The sequence below is a fragment of the Roseovarius marisflavi genome (assembly GCF_900142625.1).
In the GTDB taxonomy this organism is placed as follows: Bacteria; Pseudomonadota; Alphaproteobacteria; order Rhodobacterales; family Rhodobacteraceae; genus Roseovarius; species Roseovarius marisflavi.
In genome coordinates this window covers 202,154-225,822 of the sequence record NZ_FRBN01000001.1, presented here as the reverse complement: position 1 = coordinate 225,822, position 23,669 = coordinate 202,154, and the positions used below count along the sequence as shown (strand labels likewise).

Sequence of the window (23,669 nt, the reverse complement as noted above, 5' to 3'; positions counted from 1 at the left end):
CTCAATCCGCGAAGGGGTCGGTCACGAGGATGGTATCCTCGCGCTCGGGTGAGGTGGAAAGTAGGGCCACGGGGCAATCAATCAACTCTTCGACGCGACGCACATATTTGATCGCCTCGGCCGGCAGCTCGGCCCAGCTCCGCGCGCCTTCGGTCGAATCGGACCACCCCGGCATTTCCTCGTAGATCGGGGTGCAGCGGGCCTGTTGCTCGGCTGCGGTCGGCAGATAGTCAAGCCGCTTGCCGTCAAGGTCATAGGCGACGCAGATCTTGAGCGTCTCAAACCCGTCCAGCACATCAAGTTTGGTCAGAGCAATGCCATTCACACCCGAAGTGGCGCAGGTCTGGCGCACGAGGCAGGCATCAAACCAGCCACAGCGGCGCTTGCGCCCGGTAACGGTGCCGAATTCATGGCCGCGCGTGCCAAGACGAACGCCGTCTTCATCCTCAAGCTCGGTCGGGAACGGCCCCTCGCCGACCCGGGTGGTATAGGCCTTGACGATGCCAAGCACGTAGTCGATCGAGCCCGGCCCGATGCCGGTGCCGGTGGCCGCCTGCCCGGCGATCACGTTCGACGAGGTGACAAACGGATAGGTGCCAAAGTCGATGTCGAGCAGCGCGCCTTGTGCGCCCTCGAAGAGGATGCGTTTGCCGGCCTTGCGCTTTTCGTTGAGCACCTTCCAGACCGGGGCGGCGTATTGCAGGATTTCCGGCGCGATCTCTCTGAGTTGCGCAAGCAGCGCATCGCGGTCGATCGGATCAATCCCGAGCCCCTTACGCAGCGGATCATGATGCTGAAGTGCGCGATCCACCCGCGCGATCAAGGTCGCCTCGTCGGCCAGATCGGCCACCCGGACCGAGCGGCGCCCAACCTTGTCTTCATAGGCGGGGCCGATGCCGCGCCCGGTGGTGCCGATCTTGGTGCCCTTGCTCGCGGCCTCTTCGCGGGCGCGGTCAAGCTCGCCGTGGATCGGCAGGATCAGCGGTGTGTTTTCCGCAACCATCAGCGTTTCCGGGGTGATTTCGACGCCCTGCTTGCGGATCGAGGCAATTTCCTTGACCAGATGCCAGGGATCAAGCACCACGCCATTGCCGATCACGCTAAGCTTGCCACCGCGCACCACGCCCGAGGGCAGCGCGTTGAGCTTGAATACCTCGCCATCAATGACAAGCGTATGACCCGCATTATGACCGCCCTGAAAGCGCGCGATCACATCGGCGCGCTCGCTCAGCCAGTCAACAAGCTTGCCTTTTCCCTCGTCGCCCCACTGGGCACCGACTACGACGACATTTGCCATGATTATCCTCTCGGCATTTGGTCAAAACCGGAGCCCGTATAGCGGCGCGCCGCGTCGGGCGAAACCACTAAATCGCCGCAGACCCTAGACAGGCGATGGCGCCTGCGGCAAATCAGGGGGGATTGACGGGAAAGGATCGACGGATGGGCTTTGTTTTGCGTTGGGCGATGGCCTTTGGCCTGTTGTCGGCGACGTTCAATCCGACCGAATGGAATTACGTGACCTGGGCGCGGACGCGGTTTGGCGATCAGATGCCGCTGACCGTGTTGCTGGGGCTGCTCTTGTTGGTGGGATATATCATCTACCTGCGCGCCACGCTGCGCTCGATTGGCGAGTTTGGCATGGGGCTTGTCATGGCCATCGCCGCAGCCCTGCTGTGGGTGCATTACGACTATGGCATCCTGCGGCTGGATAATCCGTCGGTCAATGTCTGGCTCGGGATTCTGGCGCTGTCGCTGGTGCTTGGCATCGGCCTCAGCTGGAGCCATGTGCGCCGCAAGCTGTCGGGTCAGGCGGATATGGATGATGTGGATGAATAGAGGCGATGAGGGACCAGTGTGAGTGGCAGATTTGAGTCCCATCTAACCGAAATCCTGCAATGCCACTCATGGCTGCTATCACTGGAGAGGCAAAAACTTTCAACAATTGCTTGGGTTTTGAACGGGGTTTTTGGTAGCGTAAATTGAGGAGGTTGGCGCTTGTTCCAAAAAGGAGGGTTTTAGGACATCCAGAATGGACGGGCGTAACCGCTGGAGGCGTAGGCAAGCTTGCGCTATGCTGTATTAGACATCTAATAAATTAAAAACGTTGGTAAATAATCCTGTGAATACGTTGGTATTGACCCTAGCACTGATTTTCTTATCCGGCATTATCTGGGCGCGTCTTGATGCACGCTATGCACGACAAGAGAAGCCCTCTTAGTTTGAGTTCGTAGTTAACATTTTTGTATTTGGCCTTATTGCATATCTTGTGACCTATCTGGTCTACCTCATTCCGTGTGTGTCAGCAGCGGCGTCCTTCAACCTAACAACAATAAATTTCAACGACGACGCGGTCGCAGAATCTATTCAACGCACAGTGGTTGACGATATCCTTGTCGCTACGGCTATGTCGCTCCTGCTCGCCCCCGCTTGGTTACGTGTCCAGCGCGGCAAATGGGTGGTACGGTTCTTGCAGAAAATCGGTGCCACAAAGAGATATGGCGACGAAGATGTCTGGGACTTCCTCCTCAGCTCGGACGACCCAAGGTCGCGTTATGTTAACGTCCGCGATGAGCAAACTGGTCAGACGTTTGCAGGCTACGTTGATATGTTCTCAGAGGCGAGAGGGCTTCGAGAGTTGGTTCTGAGTCAGGTGGAGGGCTTCGAGACACTAACGGGTACGCCAACAATCCAAGTGACGCGAATGTATCTCGCACGCGATCCAAAAGGAATTACACTGGAATTTCCCGCTCAAGATACCAATATATTAGTTCAATAATGAAAAATTAAGGAGGCGCACTGCAATGGCTCGTGATCCGCAATCTCCCAAAACAAATGGCGTTAGCCAATCGACCCGCCCAATTTCAGAAGGCGTTGAGAACCGCGGTGGAATTAACATAAATCCCACAACTTCGCTATCGCGGCCTCCTCCGCCACAGCCGTACAAACCTTCCTCTACGGAAAGCAGCAAAAAATAATCTTAATAGCCTGTCTATCTGTTCCAAAAAGGACCGTTTGTTGAACGGCTTCCCCGAAACCGGCATTGGTGCGCTTGCAGCGATCTCACGCTTTGTTCCGCAGAGCCGCCTTTCCACTTTGTTTTCATCCATGCCATGCGCGATACGCGCCGGTCACAAAATCGCTCTTGGCCACGCCACAAGCCATACCAACGACATTGCCGGGTTGCGGGGGCTGGCGGAATTGCATAGATAGCGCCTGACCAAGTTAACTTATAGGCCCGTGCTTCATGGAAAACGTCGTCCTTACCATCCATCTTCTTCTGGCAATCGCGCTGATTGGTGTTGTGCTTTTGCAGCGTTCGGAAGGGGGCGGTCTGGGCATGGGAGGCGGTGGCGGTGCCGTAAGCGGGCGCGCGGCGGCCACGGCGCTTGGCAAGGTGACCTGGATCCTGGCCGCGGCTTTTATCGTGACTTCGATCACGCTGACCATCATCGCCGCGCAGAACGCCGCCGGGGTGTCGGTTCTTGACCGTCTGACAGACGCGCCGCCCGCACCCGAGGCAAGCACTCCCGCCTTGCCCGATGCAGAGACGCTTTTGCCTCCGCCAAGTGGCGATACGGCTCCGTTGACGCCGACCGCCGACTAACCACAAAGAATTGATAGCAAAACCAGTTCCGCAACATCATCTTGCGGTTGGCTTGCGCTGTTGCTGCGAATCCTATAAGGGTTGAGCCCCGTGATGCCTCGGTCTTTTCAGGATCGGTCTGGGCGCTTTGCCGCATATCACATAAAAGAAATCACGGGGGGCGCCACGCGCATGGCACGTTACATTTTCATTACCGGCGGCGTTGTTTCATCTCTGGGCAAGGGGCTCGCGTCGGCGGCCCTCGGCGCGTTACTTCAGGCGCGCGGCTTTTCGGTGCGCCTGCGCAAGCTTGACCCCTATCTCAACGTTGATCCCGGCACGATGAGCCCGTTTGAACATGGTGAGGTTTTTGTGACCGATGATGGCGCCGAGACCGATCTTGATCTTGGCCATTACGAGCGCTTCACCGGCGTGCCCGCGCGTTATACCGATTCCGTAAGCTCGGGGCGGATTTATTCCAACGTTCTGGAACGCGAGCGGCGCGGCGACTACCTCGGCAAAACCATTCAGGTGGTCCCCCATGTCACCAATGAGATCAAGGATTTCCTTGCCATTGGCGATGACGAGGTTGATTTCATGCTCTGCGAGATCGGCGGCACCGTGGGCGACATCGAGGGCCTGCCGTTCTTCGAGGCGATCCGCCAGTTCAGCCATGACAAACCGCGCGGCCAGTGCATCTTCATGCATCTCACCCTGTTGCCCTATCTTGCCGCCAGTGGCGAGCTCAAGACCAAGCCGACCCAGCATTCGGTGAAAGAGCTGCAATCCATCGGTATCGCGCCCGATATCCTTGTGTGCCGCTCTGAACATCCGATCCCCGAAAAGGAACGCGAAAAGATCGCGCTGTTTTGCAATGTGCGCAAGGAGTCGGTCGTCGCGGCCTATGATCTCAAATCCATCTACGAGGCGCCGCTGGCCTATCATCGTGAGGGGCTTGATCAGGCGGTGCTTGATGCCTTTGATATCTCGCCTGCCCCCAAGCCCGATCTGACCGTCTGGAAGGATGTGGCAGATCGTATTCACAACTTCGACGGCGAAGTGAATGTCGCCATCGTCGGCAAGTATGTCCAGCTTGAGGACGCCTATAAGTCGATCAAAGAGGCGCTGACCCACGGCGGCATGGCCAACCGGGTCAAGGTCAACGTGCAATGGGTCGATGCCGAGGTGTTTGACACCGAAGACCCTGCCCCGCATCTCGAAGGGTTTCACGCCATCCTTGTGCCCGGCGGCTTTGGCGAGCGCGGCACCGAAGGCAAGATCAAGGCGGCCGAATTCGCCCGTACCCGCAAGATTCCCTATCTCGGCATCTGTTTGGGGATGCAAATGGCAGTGATCGAGGCGGCGCGCAATGTGGCCGGTCTGCCCGATGCAGGATCGGAGGAATTCGATCACGAGGCCGGCAAAAAGCGGTTCGAGCCGGTGGTCTATCACCTCAAGGAATGGGTGCAGGGCAACGAAAAGGTTCAGCGCAAGGTTTCGGACGACAAGGGCGGCACGATGCGTCTTGGGGCCTATGATGCCACCCTCTCGAAGGGCTCGAAAGTGGCGGATATCTACGGCTCGCTCAGCATCGAGGAGCGCCACCGCCACCGCTATGAGGTCGACACCAAGTATCGCGAAAAACTTGAAGAGGTCGGCCTGCGGTTTTCGGGCATGTCACCCGACGGGCGTCTGCCGGAAATCGTCGAATGGGCCGATCACCCGTGGTTCATCGGGGTGCAATTCCACCCCGAGCTGAAATCCAAGCCCTTCGCACCGCACCCGCTGTTTGCCGATTTCGTGCGCGCGGCGATTGAAACCTCTCGCCTGGTCTGACCCGGCTTGCGCGCGCTCAGCCGCGCGGCGGTTTGTGTTTCAACAGCCGCCGGTCAACCCCGAGCGACAGGATCGGACTCAACAGATCGCGCCAGAGGCTTGGCTTTTGATAAAGGTCGGCCTCGGCCGAACGGTCAAAGCGCAGCGCGTCCTTCAGCATCGGTTCAAGAGTACACTCATCCAGAATCCAGCGCCCGCGGCGTCCTTCGTCACGGTCTTTGTTCTGGAAGTCCAACCATTTTATCAGCTTGTCGCGGAATTTTGGATCATGTCCGGGATAGACAAGATAGAACCCGCTGTTGATCCGCAAGCAGATGTTGTCGAGCACCCGCGCCGCGCCACGATGGGCCTCGGGCACATGACCCTTGGGCATGTAGTTAAAGCGTTCCGGCTCGCCGTTGAAAAAGGCCGTCATCGCCGAGCAGAGATCAATCCCCTTTTGCGCCATCGCCCAGCCCAGAACAACATCCGGGTAATGCGCCCAGTCATAGGTCTTGACCATAGCGCGCAGATCGTCCGGAGAAAGCGCGCGCGCCTGTGTCAGGTGATCAACCTCTGTGGTGGCCGACCAGTTGAAAGATTCGGGCGTGGGCATCAAGCGCTCCGTCTGTATTGAAATCACTTGCCAGCAAACTGCCCGGACAAAGCGCGTTTTCTTAGGAGCAATTGTGACGCCTTTGGGACTTTTGGAACGGTCGGTTGGAATGGTGGGGATTTTCCTGATGGCGGTGCCCAGAATTTCCTTGGGGGCCGTCGGATTCGGGGCTAACCTGAGATCATGATAAACCGCATCCTACAGGCCTTTTCGGCCCCAAAACCCGCGCCTCTTCCCGAGCCGGATGAAAAGCTTGCGCTTGGCGCCCTCATGGTGCGCGTGGCCAAGTCTGACCATCACTACGAGGTGGCGGAAATCAAACGCATAGACCGGCTCCTGACGCGGCTTTACGGGCTGAAACCGATCGAGGCGGCCAAGATGCGCGCCACCTGTGAAAAGCTGGAACATGCCGCCCCCGATACCGAACGCTTTGCCCATCTGATCCGTGAAACGGTCAGCATTGATGCGCGCGTCAATGCGCTTGAGGCCCTGTGGGAGGTGGTGCTGTCAGACGGCGCAAGCCAGCCTGAGGAGTTGCAGGTGCTTGACGTGGCCCGCGAGGCCATGGGGCTGAGCCACGCCGATAGCGACACCGCCCGCGCCCTGGCCGAAAATAGCTGAATTGCCATTGGCCCGTCCGGCCTTGCGCCCTATACTCAGGGCATGTTTGGTGAATTTCTCAGAAAGCTGGTGCAACCAGCCCCGGAACCTCTGGCCGATGCGGATGCACGGCTGGCCCTGTCGGCCCTTTTGGTGCGCGTCGCGCGCAGCGATGGCGATTACGCCGCCGATGAAATCATTCGGATCACCCGGATCATTGCCGCGCGCTACGGCCTCTCGAAACCCGATGCCGAGGCGCTGCGCCAACAGGCCGAACATCTTGAGGCCGAGGCCCCCGATACCGTCCGCTTTACCCGCGCGATCAAGGATGCGGTGGCCTATGAGGAACGCCTTGGCGTGATCGAGTCGCTCTGGCAGGTTGCCTTGGCCGACGGGGTGCGCGAGGCGGATGAAGACGCGCTTTTGCGGCTTGTGTCGAACCTCTTGGGTGTTTCGGACCGCGATAGCGCGATAGCGCGCCAACGGATGACGCCGCCCGCATGATCGCAAGCCTGCCGATGTATGACTGCCCGGAAACGGCTGCCGCCAATGACCGGTTCTGGCAAGGGGTACGGGCGCATCTTGGATATGGCCCGGATCGTCTTTGCCGAGCGGGTGATGTCTGGGATCACTGGCAAAGCCCCGGCCTTATCCTGTCGCAAACCTGTGGCTATCCGTACCGCGCGCGCCTGCATGGCACAGTGACGATTGTGGGCACGCCAGTGCTCGACTTGCCCGACTGCCCACCGGGGCACTATTATTCTGTGTTGGTCGCCCGCGCAGAGGACCCGCGCGAAACACCGCGTGACTTTGCCGAGGCGCGCTTTGCCTATAACGAGGCGCTGTCGCAATCGGGCTGGGCCGCGCCCCAGACCTATGCCGCCGCCCATGGCTTTACCTTTTCCAATCCCGTGCAGAGCGGTGCGCATCGCGAGTCCGCCCGCGCCGTGGCCGAAAACCGCGCCGACATCGCAGCACTGGATGCGCTCAGCTGGAAGATGATGCAGCGCCATGACCCCTTTGCCGCCACTCTCAGGGTTCTGGCGCGCACCAAGCCATCCCCGACCTTGCCCTATATCTGCGCGCTTGGCCGTGACCCGGCGCCGATTTTTGAGGCGCTGCAATCGGCGATCTCTGGGCTATCGCAGGACGACCGCGCAACCCTCGGGATAATCGGCCTTATCCGGATTGACCCAGAGACCTATCTTGCGCAGCCCAATCCGCCACCACCGCCCCCAAATTGAGCACCAGCCCCTCCATTCTGGCACTCAAGCGGTGAAATCAACCGTTTTGCACGTTGCATCGGCCCATTTTTTCGGCCCTATTAACACCTGAACACAAGACCCAAACGAAACGGAACCCCACCTTGTCAGATGCGACCCCGGTCCTTGAAATCCGTAACCTGCACAAGGCCTATGGCGCGCTTGAGGTCATCAAGGGTGTCTCGATCACTGCGCGCAAGGGCGATGTGGTCTCGCTTATCGGATCTTCCGGGTCGGGCAAATCTACGGTTTTGCGCTGTGCCAACCTGTTGGAGGACAGTCAACAGGGCGATATCCTGTTCAAGGGCGAGCCGGTGAAATGGCGTGGTGAGGGCCTGAACCGTCACCCTGCCGATCCGACCCAGGTTTTGCGCATTCGCACCAATCTTTCGATGGTGTTTCAACAGTTTAACCTCTGGGCGCATATGACCATCCTGCAAAATGTGATGGAGGCCCCGGTGACCGTTCTGGGGCGTGAGCGCGCCGAGGTCGAGGCCGCCGCGCGCAAGCATCTCGACAAGGTCGGGATCGGCGACAAATGCGATGTCTTTCCCGCCCAATTATCCGGCGGCCAGCAACAGCGCGCCGCGATTGCGCGCGCGCTCTGCATGGAACCCGAGGCGCTGTTGTTTGACGAACCCACAAGCGCGCTTGACCCCGAGCTTGAACAAGAGGTGATCCGCGTCATTCGTGATCTGGCCAACGAAGGCCGCACCATGATGATCGTCACCCATGACATGAAAATGGCCGCCGATGTCAGCGACCACGTGGTGTTTCTGCACCAAGGCCTGATCGAAGAACAAGGCCCGCCCGAAACGCTTTTCGGCGCTCCGAAATCCGAGCGCCTGCGACAATTCCTCAGCTCGACCAATCCGGGTTGAGGCGACGTACCAACCAAGGGAGAACTCACATGAAAAAACTTCTACTCACCACCGCCGCTCTGGCGCTGAGCACCGGTTTCGCGATGGCCGATACCGTCCGTCTTGGCACCGAGGGCGCCTACCCTCCGTATAACTTCATCAATGACAAAGGCGAGGTTGACGGCTTTGAGCGCGAGCTTGGCGACGAACTTTGCAAACGCGCGGCGCTGACCTGCGAATGGGTCACCAACGATTGGGATAGCATCATTCCCAACCTCGTGTCGGGCAACTATGACGTCATCATCGCGGGCATGTCGATCACCGACGAGCGCGACGAAGTTATTGACTTCACGCAAAACTATACCCTGCCCGATCCGTCTGCCTATCTCGCGGCCTCGGCCGGTGTTGACGTGAAAACCGGCGTGATCGCGGCCCAGACCGGCACGATCCAGGCCTCTTTCGTGGCCGAAAGCGGCGCCACACTGGTGGAATATGCCACCCCGGAAGAGACCGTCGCAGCGGTGCGCAATGGCGAAGCCGACGCGGTTCTGGCCGACCGCGCGTTTCTTGCCCCGATCGCCGATGACGATGCCGCACTTGAGCTGCTGGAGCAGATGGAATTGATCGGCGGCGGTGTCGGCCTTGGTTTGCGCGAAAGCGATACCGAGCTGAAGGCCACGCTTGATGGCGCGATCAAGTCGATGAAAGACGATGGCACCCTGAACGCCATGATCGACAAATGGGACATCGGCCTGACGTTCTGATCACGCCCTGCGGCGGGGCCAGACCCGGCCCCGCCCTTTCCCGATAAGGCCAGATGCAATGTTTTCATTCTGCTCTGATCCGGCCGCCCTTGATGGGCTGAATTGGCTGTCGTGCTATTTGACGACGACCAAGCACATGCAGCTTTATTATGCGGTGGCGACGGTTCTGTTATTGCTCGCGATTACCGCGCCGACGGCCCTGGCCTTTGGCTTTGGCGGGGCAATGGCCGCGCGCTCGCATCTGTTGCCGGTTCGATGGTTCGGCAAATCCTATATTTCGGTGGTGCGCGGCGTGCCCGACATCGCCTTTTTCCTGTTCTTCGTCATCGCGCTTGATCAGGGATTTGAATGGATGCGCCATCAGGTGCTCTGTCCTGACTGGGATCAACCGGTCCGCCAGGGCAATGATTTCGTGGTTTGTCAGGCGGCGAAACTGCCGCTCGGGAGCGCCCCGCAATGGGTGCATGAAACCTATGGGTTTTTCCTCGCAGTTCTGACTTTTGCCATCGTGTTCGGCGCTTTTGCGGCCAATGTCATGTTTGGCGCCATGCGCGCCGTACCGCGCGCCCAGATGGAAACCGCCGAGGCCTATGGCATGACGCGGAGCCAAAGCTTTTGGCGCATCCTCGTGCCACAGATGTGGGTCTATGCCCTGCCCGGCCTGAGCAACCTGTGGATGGTGCTGATCAAGGCCACGCCCTTGCTGTTTCTGCTCGGGGTCGAGGATATCGTCTATTGGGCGCGCGAACTTGGCGGCACCGCCAACCCCCGCTTTACCGAATACCCGCATGGCGACTGGCGCATGTGGTATTTTCTCGGGCTGATGGTGTTTTATCTCGGTATCACACGGGTCTCGGAGGTGTTCCTTGAAAAACTGATGAGAAAGCTCAGTCATGGACAGGCGACCACTGGCGGCGAGTCCCAGAGAAAGGCCGCCGCATGAGCTGTTTTCAAACCGTTCAGGATTACGCCCTGCGCAGCATCGGCATCGGCGAGCGCCTGCTGCCCCGCGATAATTTCACGCTCTGCGATCAGATAACCCTGATCGGATCAGGCATGATCTGGAACATCTACTTCGGGGCTTTCGCGCTTTTGACGGGCTTTATGCTGGCCACCGCTGTGGCGCTTGGCAAGGCCTCGCCCAACCCGCTTTTGCGCAAACCGTCAGAGTGGTTCATTTTCGTGTTTCGCGGCTCGCCGTTGTTCATTCAGTTCTTTTTCGCCTATTTCTTCTTTCTCTCGCTCAAGATGGTCAGCCCGTTCTTTGGTGTGCTGACCTCGGCCTGGCTTGGGGCGCTGATCGTGCTGTTTCTCAACACCGCCGCCTATTCCGGCGAGATCTTCTATGGCGCGCTGCGCTCGATCCCAAAGGGCGATGTCGAGGCGGCCGATGCCTATGGCTTTAGCGGTCTGGCGCGGTTTCGCCGGATTATCTGGCCAACCATGCTGCGGCTTGCCTGGCCTGCCTATACCAATGAAGCAATCTTTTTGTTTCATGCCACCACGCTGGTGTTCTTTTCCGGCTTTCCGGTCTGGCAACAACGCGGCGATGCGCTCTATTACGCCAAGTATTTCGCCGACAAGACCTTCAACCCCTTCGTGCCCTACCCGATCCTCGCGGGGTATTTTATCCTTTTGACGCTTGGGGTTATCACCTGCTTTGGCCTGATCAACCGTTACCTGAACCGGCATCTGCCGCAGGAGGCGCGCCGCAGGCTCAAGATCCGGATGAACATGATCCGCTAGGCCGCCCGCCTCAAGGAGTCTGCCATGCCCGATGTCGCGCTGCTTGTTCCTGCCGCTGGGGCGTCCTCGCGCATGGCGCCGCGCGACAAGCTGCTGGAACCGGTGGACGGCCTGCCCCTGTTGCGCCGACAGGTCTTGATGGCGTTGCAAAGCCGCTGTGACGTTCTGGTGACCCTGCCTTTGGATCGCCCGGCGCGGCGCGCGGCGCTCGCCGGGATCACCGATCACCGGCTACACCTGCAAGACGTGCCCGATGCCGCCGAGGGCATGGCCGCCTCGATCCGCCACGGCGCGGATTGGGCCGCAAACCGTCATGCGGCGGGGCTAATGGTGGTTCTGGCCGACATGCCAGATCTTGAGGTGCGCGACCTTAAGATCATGCTTCAGGATTTTGATTTTAAACATATATACCGCGCCACAGATGCCGATGGCACTGCCGGTCATCCGGTGATTTTCCCGGCTGGCCTGTTTCCCGCGCTCAAGCGTCTAAGCGGCGATGAGGGCGCGCGCGCGCTCCTGCGATCAGAGCCGGTGATGCAGCTCACCCTGCCCGATGCCCATGCCACCACCGACCTGGATACACCCGAGGCCTGGGCCGCATGGCGGGCGCGCAGCGGACGCTAACCTTATTCATTGCTCCCTGAACCGAAACCATCCCGGCCAATGGCCGGGATGGTTTACTTTTTTGAAACCGGGTCAGCCCCCGCAACCGATTTCTGGCCAACCCATCCCCAAAGGGGATGGGCAGGCCCGCTGCAAACCGAATGACTTATTTAACCAACAACCGTGCTTCATGCCGCTTGAGAGAGCGGCGCGCCGACTGATAGGCCTCAAGGCCTTTGACATCGCGCAGTTCCGGGAACAGGTCGTAGATTTCATCGCGCTGCGCGCTGCCCATGCCATCCAGAACCTGTTCACCCGGCTGGAAGCTTTCGGTCCAGGCGCCGTTCGACAGAACCACTTCGTGTTGATCGAACATGAAGTGGATATAGGTCGTGCCGCTGCTTTCGACCGTATCCACACCGTCAAGGCCGGTCAGGTGCTTGGCCGCGGCCAGAACTTCGCGCTCTTCAAAGTAAAGCGCCGCGCGTTCGTTGTTGAGCAGGATGCGGTGCTGCGGGCTGACCAGCATGTCACGCTCCGGCAGACCCTGGCCAAGCGCCCCCGCCCGGATCAGAACCGGCCTGAGATGCGGCGACTTGATCAGATCCTGACCTCCAAGCGCGCGGTGTCCGATCCAGCGGATTTCCTGAAGACCATTATCGCGCGTGATGATGCGATCACCAACCTGCAACTCTTCGACAAGCTTTTCACCGCGCGGCGTCGCAATCACCGTGCCGGGGGTGAAACAGGGGATCAGGTTCTCGATCTCGCGGAACTCGAGCGCGCCTGTTACGACACCGTCACCATCAAGGAACTCGACAGTGCCACTGCTGGAGTCGCGGTCGGGATCGACGGTTTCATCAACAACGCGGAATGGTCCCAGCCCCGTGAGATCAAGCGTGTCGAAATCCTCACCACTGGTGACGCCAGTGCCGCCATCGACCGTATCACCGGCGCCGACGTCAATGAAGACATCCGCATCGGCGCGCCCCAGCAGAAGATCGGCGCCCTCGCCGCCCGAGATGGTGTCGTCGCCATTGCCGCCCTCGACGGTGTCATCGCCGACACCGCCGCTTAGAAGATCATCGCCGGTCTGGCCGCTGATGCTGTCGTCGCCGGCGCCGCCGGTGACCGTATCATCGCCGAAGCCGCTGTTGATGGTATCGTCCCCATCACCGCCTGCGATCAGGTTGCTTCCACTCTGGCCACGGATGTTGTCATCACCTGCACCGCCGGAAATGGTGTCGTCGCCATCGCCACCGGCCAGCACGTCATCACCATCGCCGCCGTCGAGCGTGTCATTCCCAGCCTGACCGCGCAGCGAGTCGTCACCGTCGCCGCCCGACAGGCTGTCATCACCGTTGTTGCCGTCAAGCGAGTCGTCACCGTCGCCGCCCTCGATCACATCGTTATCAATGCCACCGTCGATCACATCGTCGCCGGTGCCACCAAAGATCGTATCATCGTCATCCTGACCAAAGATCGTGTCATTGCCGCCTTGGCCAAAGATCAGATCCTGACCGTTATTGGTGACCGGATCGGTGGCGTCGGGAATGTTGAGCTCGTCCGGAAATCTTGGATCCAGCCCGCCATAGACCAGATCATCGCCCTCGCCGGCACGGATCGTATCCGAGCCTTCGCTGCCGACGATTGTGTCGTTGCCGTCGTCACCATCAATCACATCGGCATCAATCCCGCCATCGATCACGTCGTCGCCTGCGCCACCTGTGATGGTGTCGGCATCGTCGCCGGTGGTGATGGTGTCATTGCCATCGCCGCCCGAGACAAAGTCGCGGTCATTCTCGGGGTCGCCATCAACCGGAACCAAAGGCGGAAATCCGAGATCGGGAAGCGGTGCGCTGCTCAGCGGTGCGCTTGTGTCGATAAGGTCATCGCCGACACCGCCGAACACGCTATCGCTGCCGTCGCCTGCGTCGACCTGATCGTCGCCACGACCAGCCAGGACCGTGTCATCGCCGTCGCCGGCACGAATGCTGTCATCATCCGGCGCGGCGCCGGGCAGAATGGCATCGCCCGCATCGACAAGGTCACCATCCGGATCGCCCGTATAGTCGGTGTCGATCAGATCGTCGCCCGGCGTGCCATCCACAATCCCGTCGCGTGTCGGCGGTGTGTCTCCCACAATCACGGTCACGGTGGCGGTATCGGTGCCGCCGTTGTCGTCGGTTACGGTATACTCGAACGTGTCGGTGCCGCTAAAGCCCGCATTGGGCGTATAGGCAACGGTGCCATCCGGGTTGATCGCGGTGGTGCCATTGCCCGCCGGGCCGACGCTGTCGACACGCAGGGTATCGCCATCCGGATCGCTGTCGTTGGCCAGAACCGGAATATCGACCGACGTATCCTCGTCGGTGACGGCCGTGTCATCCACGGTCACCGGCGGGTTGTTCTCGGGCAGGATCAGGTTCTCGATCTCTCGGAAGGTCATTTCGCCGGTCACTGCGCCGTCGCCATCAAGGAATTCAATCCGCCCGGAGGTCGAATTGCCATCAGGATCGGTGGTTTCCTCGGCTACCCGAAGCGGGCCAGAGCCGCTGAGGTCAAGGGTGTCGTTGTCCACGCCGGTGCTGCCGCCATCGGCCACGTCGCCTGCGGTGCCACCAATGATCAGGTCCTGATCATCGCCCCCTTCAATCGAGTCGGCGCCCGCGCCGCCGGTCAGAACATCGTCACCCTCTTCGCCAAACAGGCTGTCATCGCCGTCGCCGCCCAAAAGGGTGTCATCGCCCGGCACGCCGGTGTCGATGGCGCCGCCGGGGGCGTCGAAGTAAACGTCGGTAACGTTGATCCCGTCGCTATCGGGGCCAGATTCAGCGTAGCGGATAACCAGCGAAACAGCCGGACCCGGGATATCGACCAGAACCGAATTGTCAGCATCATCATCAGCCAGCGTTGCGCTGCTGTGCGTGCCTTCTGCCACGTCAGAGCCTGGCGCAATCACGCCCGCGCCGGGGGTCAGGGAAACCGGAACCAGGTTGTCGAACTCATCAAACGCAAAGACCCGGATATTTTCGTCCCCATCCAGATCATTGATCCGGAAAGAAATATTCTCGACCCCGCCGGAAAATTCCAGCTTGATGTCGGTAAAGGTCCGCTCGCTGTCCAGATCAACGGCAAGCGAGCTGTTGGGATCGGCAGGCGTGCCGTCTGTGTCAATGCCATCAACAGTTTGCGGGTTGGCCGCAAAGTCGGTGGTGCTCGGGCCCGTAGCCGCGAGTTGAGAGAAGGTTACATCGACGGTGCCGGTGTTCTGGGTGAAGCCGGTGATCGGATCGCCGCTTTCGATCGGGGCCGCGTCATCGGGATCGGGTGCAAGATCCCATTCAAAACTTTCGCGCCCGCCTGCATCAGGGCTGGAACTGTCGCCGAAAATGACGTCATTGCCGATACCGCCGTCAACGCTGTCGCTGCCAGAGCCCGCATAGACGGTGTCATTGCCGTCTTCGGAGAGGATCGTGTCGTCGCCGCCAAAGCCATCCACCACGTCGTCGTTCGATCCATCCGCCGCGTCATTGTTGTCGATTTGATCGCCTTCAACATCGGTAATGTACCCCAGATCAATAGGATTCGCGGCGTTGTCGCCTTCCACTTTATTAATCGGCATGTTCTTCTCCTGTGACCCGCAGACACAAATATGCCCGGACGGTAAAATCAAATTCCAGCTGCCGACGACGTGTTGGCGCACGGCGACCTGCACAACTAAATATAAGAGGAAAATTGCCAAAAATCGGCAATGCCAGGTGCGGGAATTCACCCTGCACCACGTGCCATTCATGCGTTGTTATCAACAACTCAGCGAACGCACCTCTTGCCGCATCAGATGATGCGTAAAATTGTGCGGTCGCCCCCACGACCTACAGACATCGCCCCCCAGTTGGGCTGACTCTGTTTTACCGAACGGCAAAGGAAGTCCAAAGGGAAATTTGTCCAAAACGCGTCATAATGGTGGCCTAAATCAAGGTTAACCAAGCTCCCGGAGGGCCTGGCACACCATCTCAAAGCCGCTATTGTTTCCTGAAATAGCGGCGATTTTTCGCTAAAATCGCCTGTTTTTGTTGGTTTTCAAAGAATTGAAAGGCCGACGCACACCCTAGACGTGTAATTGTTTCTGGCTTTGAGACGTCTGTATGTCTGGCCAATTTGCGCCACATTTCCGTCACATAGTTAACAGGACCTACGCAGTTCGTTAACCAATCATTAACTTCGACGGTCATCGTTTACCTTTTGGAAACAAAAGCCCTGCAAAGGTCCGGACAAGCGAATGATTCGCAGAACACGCGCGCAGATCCTCATCACTTTTTCGCGAAATGTGGTGCCCAAGGCGAGACTCGAACTCGCACGCTGTTACCAGCGGGGGATTTTGAATCCCCTGCGTCTACCATTCCGCCACTTGGGCACGGGCAAATCTCTAGCGAAGGCCGCGACCGACGTCCAGTGCCCAAACCGTGTTTTTTGCTCCGTTTTTGCACCCTGTGACGCCGCAGCCCTTGACCCCACCCGCGCTGCGTGGTGTCTCGCGGTCAATCAAGGGAATGAACGCCGCAATGATGAAGAGCCTTTATGACTGGACCCTGCGCATGGCAGACCACCGCCACGCCCTTTGGGTGCTTGCGGCGGTGTCTTTCATCGAAAGCTCGGTCTTTCCGATCCCGCCCGATGTTCTGATGATTCCGATGATCCTTGCGCGCCCGTCCCGTGCCTGGCTGATTGCCGGTGTGGCGCTTGTGGCCTCGGTCATCGGCGGGCTTTTGGGCTATGCCATCGGCGCGCTTGCCTATCAGGAACTCGGCCAGCCGATCCTTGAGGCGCTCGGCAAAGGCGATGCGATGGAAGCGTTTCGCACCCGCTTCAACGATTTCGGCTTCTGGGCCGTGCTGACTGCCGGGGTTACCCCCTTTCCCTATAAGGTGATCACCATCATGTCGGGCGTCACAAGCATGCCGCTGGCCACCTTCATCACCACCTCGATCCTGGCACGCGGGCTGCGGTTCTTTATCCTCGCGGCGCTCTTGCATAAATTCGGCGCGCCGATCCGCGATTTCATCGAGCGGCGCCTGGGGATTCTGACCATCGTCTTTGTCGTCGTCCTGTTTGGCGGCTTTTATCTCGTGAAGCATCTATGACCTTTCTCACACAACGTAACCTGATCCTGTTGGCGGCGGGGGGCTCTGCGGCGATGATGCTTGGGGCGCTCGCGTTTCAGCATTTGGGCGATATGGCACCTTGCAAGCTGTGTATCTGGCAACGCTGGCCGCATGTGATCGCGATTGGATTTGGCATGCTGGCGCTTTTGGTGGCCCCGCGCGTCATGGCTTTTGGCGGCATGCTTGCGGCCCTCACCACGGCGGGCATCGGGCTTTATCACACCGGGGTCGAGCGCGGCTTTTGGCAAGGTCCGACGACCTGCACCGCGGGCGACGCGACAAGCCTTTCGACCGACGATCTTCTGGCCCAGATCATGGCCGCGCCGCTCGTGCGCTGTGACGAGGTGCCATGGGAGATGTTCACCCTGTCGATGGCAAGCTGGAACGCGGTCGTGTCGCTCGGGCTGGCCGGGGTCTGGTTTCTGGCCTGGCGGCGCGGTTAACTGCCGGATTTGCGGGTGTTCAAAAGCAGGCTGGTTTCGGAATGGGCAATCCCGTCGAACCGGCGGATTTGCCCCAGCACCTGATCCAGCTCTTCCAGCGTCGGCGTGCCGATCTCGACGATCACATCCCAGCGACCGTTGGTGGTATGGGTCGCGCGCACAGCACTTAGCCCGTTAAGCTGGCGGATGATCCGATCCGCGCCGCGTCCCTCGATGCCGAGCATCATCAGCCCGCGCACCGGATCGCGCGCCGTGTCACCGCGCAAAACCACGCTAAAGCCGACAATCTCGCCGCGTTGGCGCAGCCGGTCGATCCGCCCCCGCACCGTGGTGCGCGACACCCCAAGCCCAAGCGCAAGATCCGAAAGAGAGGCCCGCGCATCATGGCGCAGCGCGGAAATCAGTTTACGATCAATATCGTCCATTTCGCCAGTTTCCTATTCCGGTTTGTGAAAACTAGGCCCGATTAGGGCAAATTAACGGCTGTAAATCAACCCGAATTGGCCTGAATTTGCATCCAACCCCGAAAAGGAAAGAGATCATGACCACAAAGACCTGTATTCTGGTTGGCGCGCCTGTTGATAGCGGCAAAAATCGTCGCGGCTGCCTGATGGGCCCGGATGCCTATCGCACCGCCGGCCTTGCCGAGGCGCTATCCGGTCTGGGCCATGACGTCAGGGACATGGGCAACCTGACCCCTGCCCCGGCAGAGCTTCACCCCGATATGCCCGGTCATGTCTTTGCCGCAACCCAGACCGTCGGCTGGACCGCCACGCTGATGCAGGCCGGCGAAGCGGCCATGGCGCAGGGCTTGCCGATCTTTCTTGGTGGCGATCACAGCCTGTCATTGGGCTCGGTCGCCGGTGTTGCCGCCCATGCCGCAGCGACGGGCCGCCCGCAATTCGTGCTCTGGCTTGATGCCCATAGCGATTTTCACACGCCGCAATCGACCGCCTCGGGCAACCTGCATGGCACGCCCCTGGGCTATGTGACCGGGCGCGAGGGCTTTCATGGCTTTCCCGAGGTCAGGCATCCGGTGGCGCAGGAAAACATCTGCATTCTGGGCCTGCGCTCGGTCGATATGGCCGAACGCGAGGCGCTTCAGCAAAGCGATATCCGCTATCACGACATGCGCGCGATTGACGAGCAGGGCATCGCCGCCCCGCTGGCTGCCTTTCTTGACGATGTCGCGGCGGCGAATGGCGCGCTGCACGTTTCGCTCGATGTCGATTTCCTTGATCCCTCCTTTGCCCCGGCGGTGGGTACCACCGTGCCCGGCGGCGCCACCATCCGCGAGGCGCATCTGGTGATGGAAATGATCAGCGACAGCGGGTTGATGACCTCGCTCGATCTGGTCGAGCTCAACCCCTTCCTCGATGATCGCGGGCGCACCGCGCAGGTGATGGTCGATCTCGCCGCCTCGGCGCTTGGCCGCCGGGTCTTTGACCGTCCAACCCGCGCCTTTTCCTGATCCAATTTCGCCACAGGCGACATCCCCAAGAGGTATCCGCATGACCACCCTGACCCCCTCCGAAAAGGCTCTCGTGCCTTTTGTTTCCGTCGACAACATGATGAAGCTGGTACATCACATCGGGATCGAACCGATGCTGCGCGGGCTGGCCGACTATATCGAGGCCGATTTTCGCCGCTGGGAGCTGTTTGACAAGACCCCGCGCATCGCCAGCCATTCCGCCGAGGGCGTGATCGAGCTTATGCCGACCTCGGATGGCGAGGTTTACGGGTTCAAATATGTCAACGGCCACCCAAAGAACACCGCCGATGGACTGCAGACCGTGACCGCCTTTGGCCTGTTGGCGAATGTCGATAACGGTTATCCGGTGCTTCTGTCGGAAATGACCGTTCTGACCGCGCTGCGCACCGCCGCCACATCGGCGATGGTGGCTAAATATCTTGCGCCCAAGGGGGCCGACACGATGGCGATGATCGGCAATGGCGCGCAATCCGAATTTCAGAGCATGGCGATGAAGGCAATCTGTGGCATCAAAACTGTGCGCCTTTATGACACCGATCCCGCCGCCACCGCCAAGGCGGCGCGCAACCTGACGGGGCTTGGCCTGAACGTTGTCGCCTGCACATCCGCCGAGGAAAGCATGGAAGGCGCGCAGATCATCACCACCTGCACCGCAGACAAGCAATATGCCACCATCCTGACCGACAACATGGTCGGCGCGGGCGTGCATATCAACGCCATCGGCGGCGATTGCCCCGGCAAGACCGAACTGGCCCCGGCGATCCTGCATCGCGCCGATATCTTTGTGGAATACCCCGAACAAACCCGGATCGAGGGCGAAATTCAGCAACTTGACGCCGATCACCCCGTCACCCAGATGTGGGAGGTGATCAACGGCACCGCCAAGGGGCGCACCTCGTCCGAACAGATCACCCTGTTCGACAGTGTCGGCTTTGCCATCGAGGATTTTTCGGCCCTGCGCTATGTGCGTGACAATATCAACGGCACCGATCTTTTCATCGACCTTGATCTCTTGGCCGATCCCGATGATCCGCGCGATCTTTTCGGGATGGTACAACGGGCCGCACCCGCCTAAGGACACGGCCCGCCGCCCCCCCCTTGAGCGGCTGCGCACTCTGGGGAAACTGCGCAATCATTCGGGGGGATGTCGGAAAACGCTCAGTTCACCGACATATCCGGCAAAAGGCCCTGTTCCTGGCCCGCGATAAGCTCGGCATCGTCAAGCGCGCCGTCGCTGTTGGTGTCGACCTCGGAAAAGGTCTCGGCGCTGATGTCGGGATAGGCGGCCTGAACCTCGCTCACGCTAAGCATGCCGTCGCCGTTCACGTCGAGCTCGGCCACGGCTTCGCCCATGGCGATCGCCGCATTTGCCAGAGCGCCAAGTCCAAGCACAAGTACGATGAATTTCATCATGTCGGTTCTCCTTTGAAGGTCAGGTTGAAAGGCCGCGACAGCCGCGAACCTTACATCCCAAGACGCCGCAGATGGCCGGGGCGTCCCGCCGATGGCGCCGCAAGGCGGCAACGCGCGAGGCCCCGCCGATCACAGGCTTGCGAACCGGCGAAGCATCGCCCAAAAAGGCCCTGCAAGTGGCATCGGCGGAATCTGCCCATTTGATTGCGCGCAAGGAAAGCCGCAAAACTCAAGCCTCATCCAAGAGGTTGCGATGCCCAGAAGCGCCCCCGAGACCGCCCCCCTGACCGACCTGATGCCCGACCTGATGCGGGTGGCCCGTCGTCTTACCCGTGAGGCGGACCGGTCGCAGGATCTCTGCCAGGAGGTGTTGCTCAAGCTGTGGGTGCGGCTTGATGCGGGCGCCGAGATTGACGACCTTCGCGCCTATGCCATGACCGCCCTGCGCAATCAGCACCGTCAGAGCTTGCGCCGTGACCAGATCCCGCCTGGCGCACCAGAGGTCGTGACCATGAGCCTGCCCGATGCCCTTGACGCCTGTGCCCTGAGCGAGGCGATGCGCGCGATCAGGCGCCTGCCTGCCGATCAGGAGCGGCTTATGCGGCTGGTGGCGGCGGGTGAGACAAGCCCCGCCGATCTGGCCCGCCTCACCGGTCTTGCGCCCGGCACGGTGATGTCGCGGCTGGCGCGCGCGCGCGCGCGATTGCGCGATGACCTCGGGCTGCAAAAGACCGGACGATAACAGCTCTGCTCCGCTGGCATCGCCTGCCGTTTCGGGCGACAGCCTGGACGTGTTGCTATTGCGGGCGCTCCTGCGTGGTGCAATTGTCAGGGTCACAGATGAAAGGGTCGTCAGGGCCTGCGGCTTGCCGCTCGAAAAGGATAGAGATTTGCGGATACTCGTCACCGGCGCTGCCGGATTTATCGGTCGTATGGTTGTCGACGCACTTGCGGCGCGCAACACGCTGTTGTTGAACGGGCAAGAGCGACGCATCTCGGCCATCCTTGCCGCCGACATTGCCGAAGGGCCTTTGGCGGATATGGCAGGCGTACACCGCCGCGTGCATGCCCTGCCCGGCGCGCTATCGTCGCCCGACACATTGGTACGCATCATTGAGGACGCACCGGATCTGGTGATCCACCTTGCCGCCGTGGTCTCGGGTGAGGCCGAGGCGGATTTTGACCTTGGCATGGCGGTGAATTTGCAATCGACCATCGACCTTGTAAACGCCTGTCGCGCCATGGCGCGCCCGCCGGTATTTGTGTTTTCCTCGTCGGTGGCGGTGTTTTCCTGCACAGCGAATGACACCATTTCCGAGGATACCCTGCCCGCGCCACGCTCGTCTTATGGCACGCAAAAGCTGATCGGGGAATTGCTGGTGCAGGACGCCACGCGCAAGGGCTTTATCCTTGGGCGCAGCCTTCGGTTTCCGACAATATCCGTGCGCCCCGGCGCGCCGAACAAGGCCGCATCAGGCTTTGCCAGCGGTATCATCCGCGAGCCTCTGGCCGGTCAAGAGGCCCTTTTGCCGGTCGGGCGCGATCTGCGGCTGCACCTGGCCTCGCCCACCAGGGCGCTTGAATATATCCTTGTGGCCTCTGGCCTTGAACAGGGCGCGCTTGGCGGTGATACGGTGATCACCCTGCCCGGCATCTCCGTCAGCGTCGGCACGATGCTGGATACCCTGCGCCACCTGGCCGGCGATGAGGTCGCAGAGCGCGTCAAACCTGCCCCTGACGCCGCGACCTTGGCAATCGTGAGCAGCTGGCCTGGTGAGATCACCACACCGCGCGCCCGTGCGCTTGGCTTTGTGCCAGACGCCGATTTTACCGCGCTTGTTCTGCAACACATGAGCCAGCGCGCCCCAACCCGGCCTTTGGACCCAATCAAGCAGGACCGGAGCTGATGAAATTTTCCGCCAACCTTGGATTTCTCTTCACCGAGCTGCCTCTGCCTGAGGCCATTCGCGCCGCCCATAAGGCCGGGTTTGACGCGGTTGAATGTCATTTTCCCTATGATACCCCCGCCCGCGACGTGGCCCGGGCATTACATGAGACGGGGATGGCGATGGTGAGTCTCAACACCTTGCCGGGCGATCTCATGGCGGGGGATTTTGGCCTTGCCGCCCTTACCGGTCGCGAAGACGAGGCGCGCGCCGCAATTGACCAGGCGATTGACTATGCAGTGCAAATCAATGCTGGCGCCGTGCATGTCATGGCCGGAATCACCGACGGGGGCGCGGCGGGCGAGGCCAGCTTTCGCGCCAATCTGGCCTATGCCTGCGATCTGTCGGCGACGCATGGAATTGGCATTCTGATCGAGCCGATCAACACCCGCGACGTGCCGGGCTATCATCTGTCATCCTCGGATCACGCCGCGCGGATTATCCATGATCTCAAGCGCAAAAACCTCAGGCTGATGTTTGATTGTTATCACATCGCGATCATGGATGAGGGCGATGTTTTTACCCGGTTTCAGGCCTTGCGCCCTCTAATTGGCCATGTGCAATTCGCCGCCCTTCCCGACCGCAGCGAGCCGGATCGCGGCGAGATCAATTCCCCCCGGCTTTTGCGCCAGATGGAAAAGGCGGGCTATAACGCGCCCTTCGGGGCCGAATATCGCCCGCGTGGCGAAACGACGGCCGAGGGGCTTGGCTGGATGGACATGTATCGCGCCTCGCCTCAGGATAAACCCGGGCAAAGACCTGCCGCTTTCAAGGAGGGTAAACCCGATGCTGACAGTTGACGCCGCGCGCACGCATCTTCTGGTGATCGACTTTCAGGCGCGCCTGATGCCCGCCATCCACGACAGCGGCGCGGTGGTGCAGAACGCCCACCACCTTTTGTCGGCGGCGCGTCGCCTCAAACTGCCGATTACTTTTACCGAGCAGAACCCCAGGGGCCTTGGCTCCACCCTGCCCGCGCTTGCGCCCGAGCCGGGCGAAACCGTACTGCACAAGATGACATTTGACGCCTGTCGCACCCCCGAGGCGCGCGCGCATCTTGCGGGCGAATGCGATCTGGTTGTGATCGGGTGCGAGGCGCATGTCTGCCTGCTTCAGACCGTTCTTGGCCTCTTGTCAGACGGGCGCCGTGTCTATGTTGTGGCCGACGCCATCGGGTCGCGTATGGAGGAAAACCGGCGCGCCGCACTGGGGCGTATGGCGCGGCACGGCGCCGAGGTCGTTACCACTGAGATGGTCCTGTTCGAGTGGCTGGCCAGTGCCGATCATCCGGATTTTCGCGGGGTTTTGGATTTGATCAAATGAATGTAAATATCAATGTCCTACAGGACAAACCTAACGTA

Annotated in this window: 26 protein-coding genes and 1 tRNA gene; 20 read left to right on the top strand and 7 right to left on the bottom strand. The window is 60.2% G+C overall.

Features of this window, described 5'->3' with window-relative positions; translation table 11 throughout:
• Window position 1 precedes the first annotated feature (1 nt).
• Window positions 2–1,297, bottom strand: coding sequence for an adenylosuccinate synthase (locus BUB78_RS01130; protein ID WP_073194097.1), 1,296 nt, complete (start codon window positions 1,295–1,297; stop codon window positions 2–4).
• A gap of 143 nt (window positions 1,298–1,440) precedes the next feature.
• Here BUB78_RS01130 and BUB78_RS01125 point away from each other — a divergent pair, with 143 nt between their 5' ends.
• The 4 genes from BUB78_RS01125 (at window position 1,441) to BUB78_RS01110 (ending at window position 5,419) form a co-directional block, all read left to right on the top strand.
• Window positions 1,441–1,836 carry a DUF6524 family protein gene (locus BUB78_RS01125; RefSeq protein WP_073194095.1) on the top strand — a complete coding sequence of 132 codons (396 nt, stop codon included), beginning with the start codon at window positions 1,441–1,443 and terminating at the stop codon, window positions 1,834–1,836.
• A gap of 430 nt (window positions 1,837–2,266) precedes the next feature.
• A complete protein-coding gene (locus BUB78_RS01120; RefSeq protein WP_073194094.1) occupies window positions 2,267–2,776 on the top strand; it encodes a hypothetical protein in 510 nt (169 codons plus the stop codon).
• A gap of 468 nt (window positions 2,777–3,244) precedes the next feature.
• The gene (gene secG, locus BUB78_RS01115; protein WP_073194092.1) at window positions 3,245–3,604 is read left to right on the top strand and encodes a preprotein translocase subunit SecG; all 360 of its coding nucleotides are present in this window, start codon (window positions 3,245–3,247) and stop codon (window positions 3,602–3,604) included.
• A 171-nt stretch (window positions 3,605–3,775) separates the two neighbouring features.
• Window positions 3,776–5,419: a CTP synthase gene (locus tag BUB78_RS01110; protein ID WP_073194090.1), complete on the top strand. Its 1,644-nt coding sequence runs from the start codon at window positions 3,776–3,778 to the stop codon at window positions 5,417–5,419.
• A 16-nt stretch (window positions 5,420–5,435) separates the two neighbouring features.
• Here BUB78_RS01110 and BUB78_RS01105 read toward each other — a convergent pair whose 3' ends face one another.
• Window positions 5,436–6,014, bottom strand: a complete 579-nt coding sequence (locus BUB78_RS01105; RefSeq protein WP_073194088.1) for a hypothetical protein — start codon at window positions 6,012–6,014, stop codon at window positions 5,436–5,438.
• Between the two features lie 183 nt (window positions 6,015–6,197).
• Between BUB78_RS01105 and BUB78_RS01100 the strand changes: the two genes are divergently transcribed.
• The 8 genes from BUB78_RS01100 (at window position 6,198) to BUB78_RS01065 (ending at window position 11,870) form a co-directional block, all read left to right on the top strand.
• Window positions 6,198–6,635, top strand: a complete 438-nt coding sequence (locus BUB78_RS01100) for a tellurite resistance TerB family protein (protein ID WP_073194087.1) — start codon at window positions 6,198–6,200, stop codon at window positions 6,633–6,635.
• A 42-nt stretch (window positions 6,636–6,677) separates the two neighbouring features.
• Window positions 6,678–7,118: a tellurite resistance TerB family protein gene (locus BUB78_RS01095; RefSeq protein ID WP_073194085.1), complete on the top strand. Its 441-nt coding sequence runs from the start codon at window positions 6,678–6,680 to the stop codon at window positions 7,116–7,118.
• Window positions 7,115–7,858, top strand: coding sequence for a phosphate/phosphite/phosphonate ABC transporter substrate-binding protein (locus tag BUB78_RS01090; protein ID WP_073194083.1), 744 nt, complete (start codon window positions 7,115–7,117; stop codon window positions 7,856–7,858). The genes BUB78_RS01095 and BUB78_RS01090 overlap by 4 nt, the downstream gene beginning before the upstream one ends.
• Window positions 7,859–7,980: 122 nt before the next feature.
• Window positions 7,981–8,757 carry an ABC transporter ATP-binding protein gene (locus tag BUB78_RS01085; protein ID WP_073194081.1) on the top strand — a complete coding sequence of 259 codons (777 nt, stop codon included), beginning with the start codon at window positions 7,981–7,983 and terminating at the stop codon, window positions 8,755–8,757.
• A gap of 29 nt (window positions 8,758–8,786) precedes the next feature.
• On the top strand, window positions 8,787–9,500 hold the full coding sequence (locus BUB78_RS01080; protein WP_073194079.1) for a transporter substrate-binding domain-containing protein: 714 nt from the start codon (window positions 8,787–8,789) through the stop codon (window positions 9,498–9,500).
• Between the two features lie 58 nt (window positions 9,501–9,558).
• A complete protein-coding gene (locus BUB78_RS01075) occupies window positions 9,559–10,443 on the top strand; it encodes an ABC transporter permease (protein WP_073194077.1) in 885 nt (294 codons plus the stop codon).
• Complete coding sequence (locus BUB78_RS01070) at window positions 10,440–11,246, top strand: ABC transporter permease (protein ID WP_073194075.1); 807 nt, start codon at window positions 10,440–10,442, stop codon at window positions 11,244–11,246. The genes BUB78_RS01075 and BUB78_RS01070 overlap by 4 nt, the downstream gene beginning before the upstream one ends.
• Window positions 11,247–11,270: 24 nt before the next feature.
• The gene (locus tag BUB78_RS01065) at window positions 11,271–11,870 is read left to right on the top strand and encodes a nucleotidyltransferase family protein (RefSeq protein WP_073194073.1); all 600 of its coding nucleotides are present in this window, start codon (window positions 11,271–11,273) and stop codon (window positions 11,868–11,870) included.
• Window positions 11,871–12,015: 145 nt separating this feature from the next.
• Here BUB78_RS01065 and BUB78_RS01060 read toward each other — a convergent pair whose 3' ends face one another.
• The 3 genes from BUB78_RS01060 to BUB78_RS01055 all read right to left on the bottom strand — a co-directional run bounded on the left by BUB78_RS01060 (window position 12,016) and on the right by BUB78_RS01055 (window position 16,266).
• Entirely contained in the window at window positions 12,016–15,474 is a 3,459-nt protein-coding gene (locus BUB78_RS01060) for a Hint domain-containing protein (RefSeq protein WP_073194072.1), read from the bottom strand.
• A gap of 400 nt (window positions 15,475–15,874) precedes the next feature.
• Window positions 15,875–16,084: a hypothetical protein gene (locus BUB78_RS20865; RefSeq protein ID WP_220083966.1), complete on the bottom strand. Its 210-nt coding sequence runs from the start codon at window positions 16,082–16,084 to the stop codon at window positions 15,875–15,877.
• 96 nt (window positions 16,085–16,180) lie between these two features.
• A tRNA-Leu gene (locus tag BUB78_RS01055) sits at window positions 16,181–16,266 on the bottom strand.
• A 148-nt stretch (window positions 16,267–16,414) separates the two neighbouring features.
• On the opposite strand from BUB78_RS01055, the gene BUB78_RS01050 reads away from it, so the two are divergent.
• Window positions 16,415–16,993 (top strand): YqaA family protein, encoded by a 579-nt coding sequence (locus BUB78_RS01050; protein WP_073194584.1) that lies wholly within the window; start codon window positions 16,415–16,417, stop codon window positions 16,991–16,993.
• Window positions 16,990–17,457 (top strand): disulfide bond formation protein B, encoded by a 468-nt coding sequence (locus tag BUB78_RS01045; RefSeq protein ID WP_073194071.1) that lies wholly within the window; start codon window positions 16,990–16,992, stop codon window positions 17,455–17,457. Before BUB78_RS01050 ends, BUB78_RS01045 begins: the two co-directional genes overlap by 4 nt.
• Here the strand turns inward: BUB78_RS01045 and BUB78_RS01040 are convergent.
• A complete protein-coding gene (locus BUB78_RS01040; RefSeq protein ID WP_073194070.1) occupies window positions 17,454–17,882 on the bottom strand; it encodes an Lrp/AsnC family transcriptional regulator in 429 nt (142 codons plus the stop codon). The two genes, BUB78_RS01045 and BUB78_RS01040, sit on opposite strands and share 4 nt — an antisense overlap.
• 116 nt (window positions 17,883–17,998) lie before the next feature.
• On the opposite strand from BUB78_RS01040, the gene rocF reads away from it, so the two are divergent.
• Window positions 17,999–18,928, top strand: a complete 930-nt coding sequence (rocF, locus tag BUB78_RS01035) for an arginase (protein ID WP_073194069.1) — start codon at window positions 17,999–18,001, stop codon at window positions 18,926–18,928.
• Between the two features lie 40 nt (window positions 18,929–18,968).
• The gene (locus BUB78_RS01030; protein ID WP_073194068.1) at window positions 18,969–20,024 is read left to right on the top strand and encodes an ornithine cyclodeaminase; all 1,056 of its coding nucleotides are present in this window, start codon (window positions 18,969–18,971) and stop codon (window positions 20,022–20,024) included.
• 83 nt (window positions 20,025–20,107) lie between these two features.
• On the opposite strand, the gene BUB78_RS01025 is transcribed toward BUB78_RS01030, so the two are convergent.
• Window positions 20,108–20,362 (bottom strand): EF-hand domain-containing protein, encoded by a 255-nt coding sequence (locus BUB78_RS01025; RefSeq protein ID WP_073194067.1) that lies wholly within the window; start codon window positions 20,360–20,362, stop codon window positions 20,108–20,110.
• A gap of 253 nt (window positions 20,363–20,615) precedes the next feature.
• Here BUB78_RS01025 and BUB78_RS01020 point away from each other — a divergent pair, with 253 nt between their 5' ends.
• The 4 genes from BUB78_RS01020 (at window position 20,616) to BUB78_RS01005 (ending at window position 23,631) form a co-directional block, all read left to right on the top strand.
• Complete coding sequence (locus tag BUB78_RS01020; protein ID WP_170864998.1) at window positions 20,616–21,104, top strand: RNA polymerase sigma factor; 489 nt, start codon at window positions 20,616–20,618, stop codon at window positions 21,102–21,104.
• 148 nt (window positions 21,105–21,252) lie between these two features.
• Window positions 21,253–22,269 carry a D-erythronate dehydrogenase gene (denD, locus tag BUB78_RS01015; protein WP_073194581.1) on the top strand — a complete coding sequence of 339 codons (1,017 nt, stop codon included), beginning with the start codon at window positions 21,253–21,255 and terminating at the stop codon, window positions 22,267–22,269.
• Window positions 22,269–23,108 (top strand): hydroxypyruvate isomerase family protein, encoded by an 840-nt coding sequence (locus BUB78_RS01010; protein ID WP_084732710.1) that lies wholly within the window; start codon window positions 22,269–22,271, stop codon window positions 23,106–23,108. The genes denD and BUB78_RS01010 overlap by 1 nt, the downstream gene beginning before the upstream one ends.
• The gene (locus tag BUB78_RS01005) at window positions 23,095–23,631 is read left to right on the top strand and encodes an isochorismatase family protein (protein ID WP_073194064.1); all 537 of its coding nucleotides are present in this window, start codon (window positions 23,095–23,097) and stop codon (window positions 23,629–23,631) included. The genes BUB78_RS01010 and BUB78_RS01005 overlap by 14 nt, the downstream gene beginning before the upstream one ends.
• The last annotated feature ends 38 nt before the right edge of the window (window positions 23,632–23,669 follow it).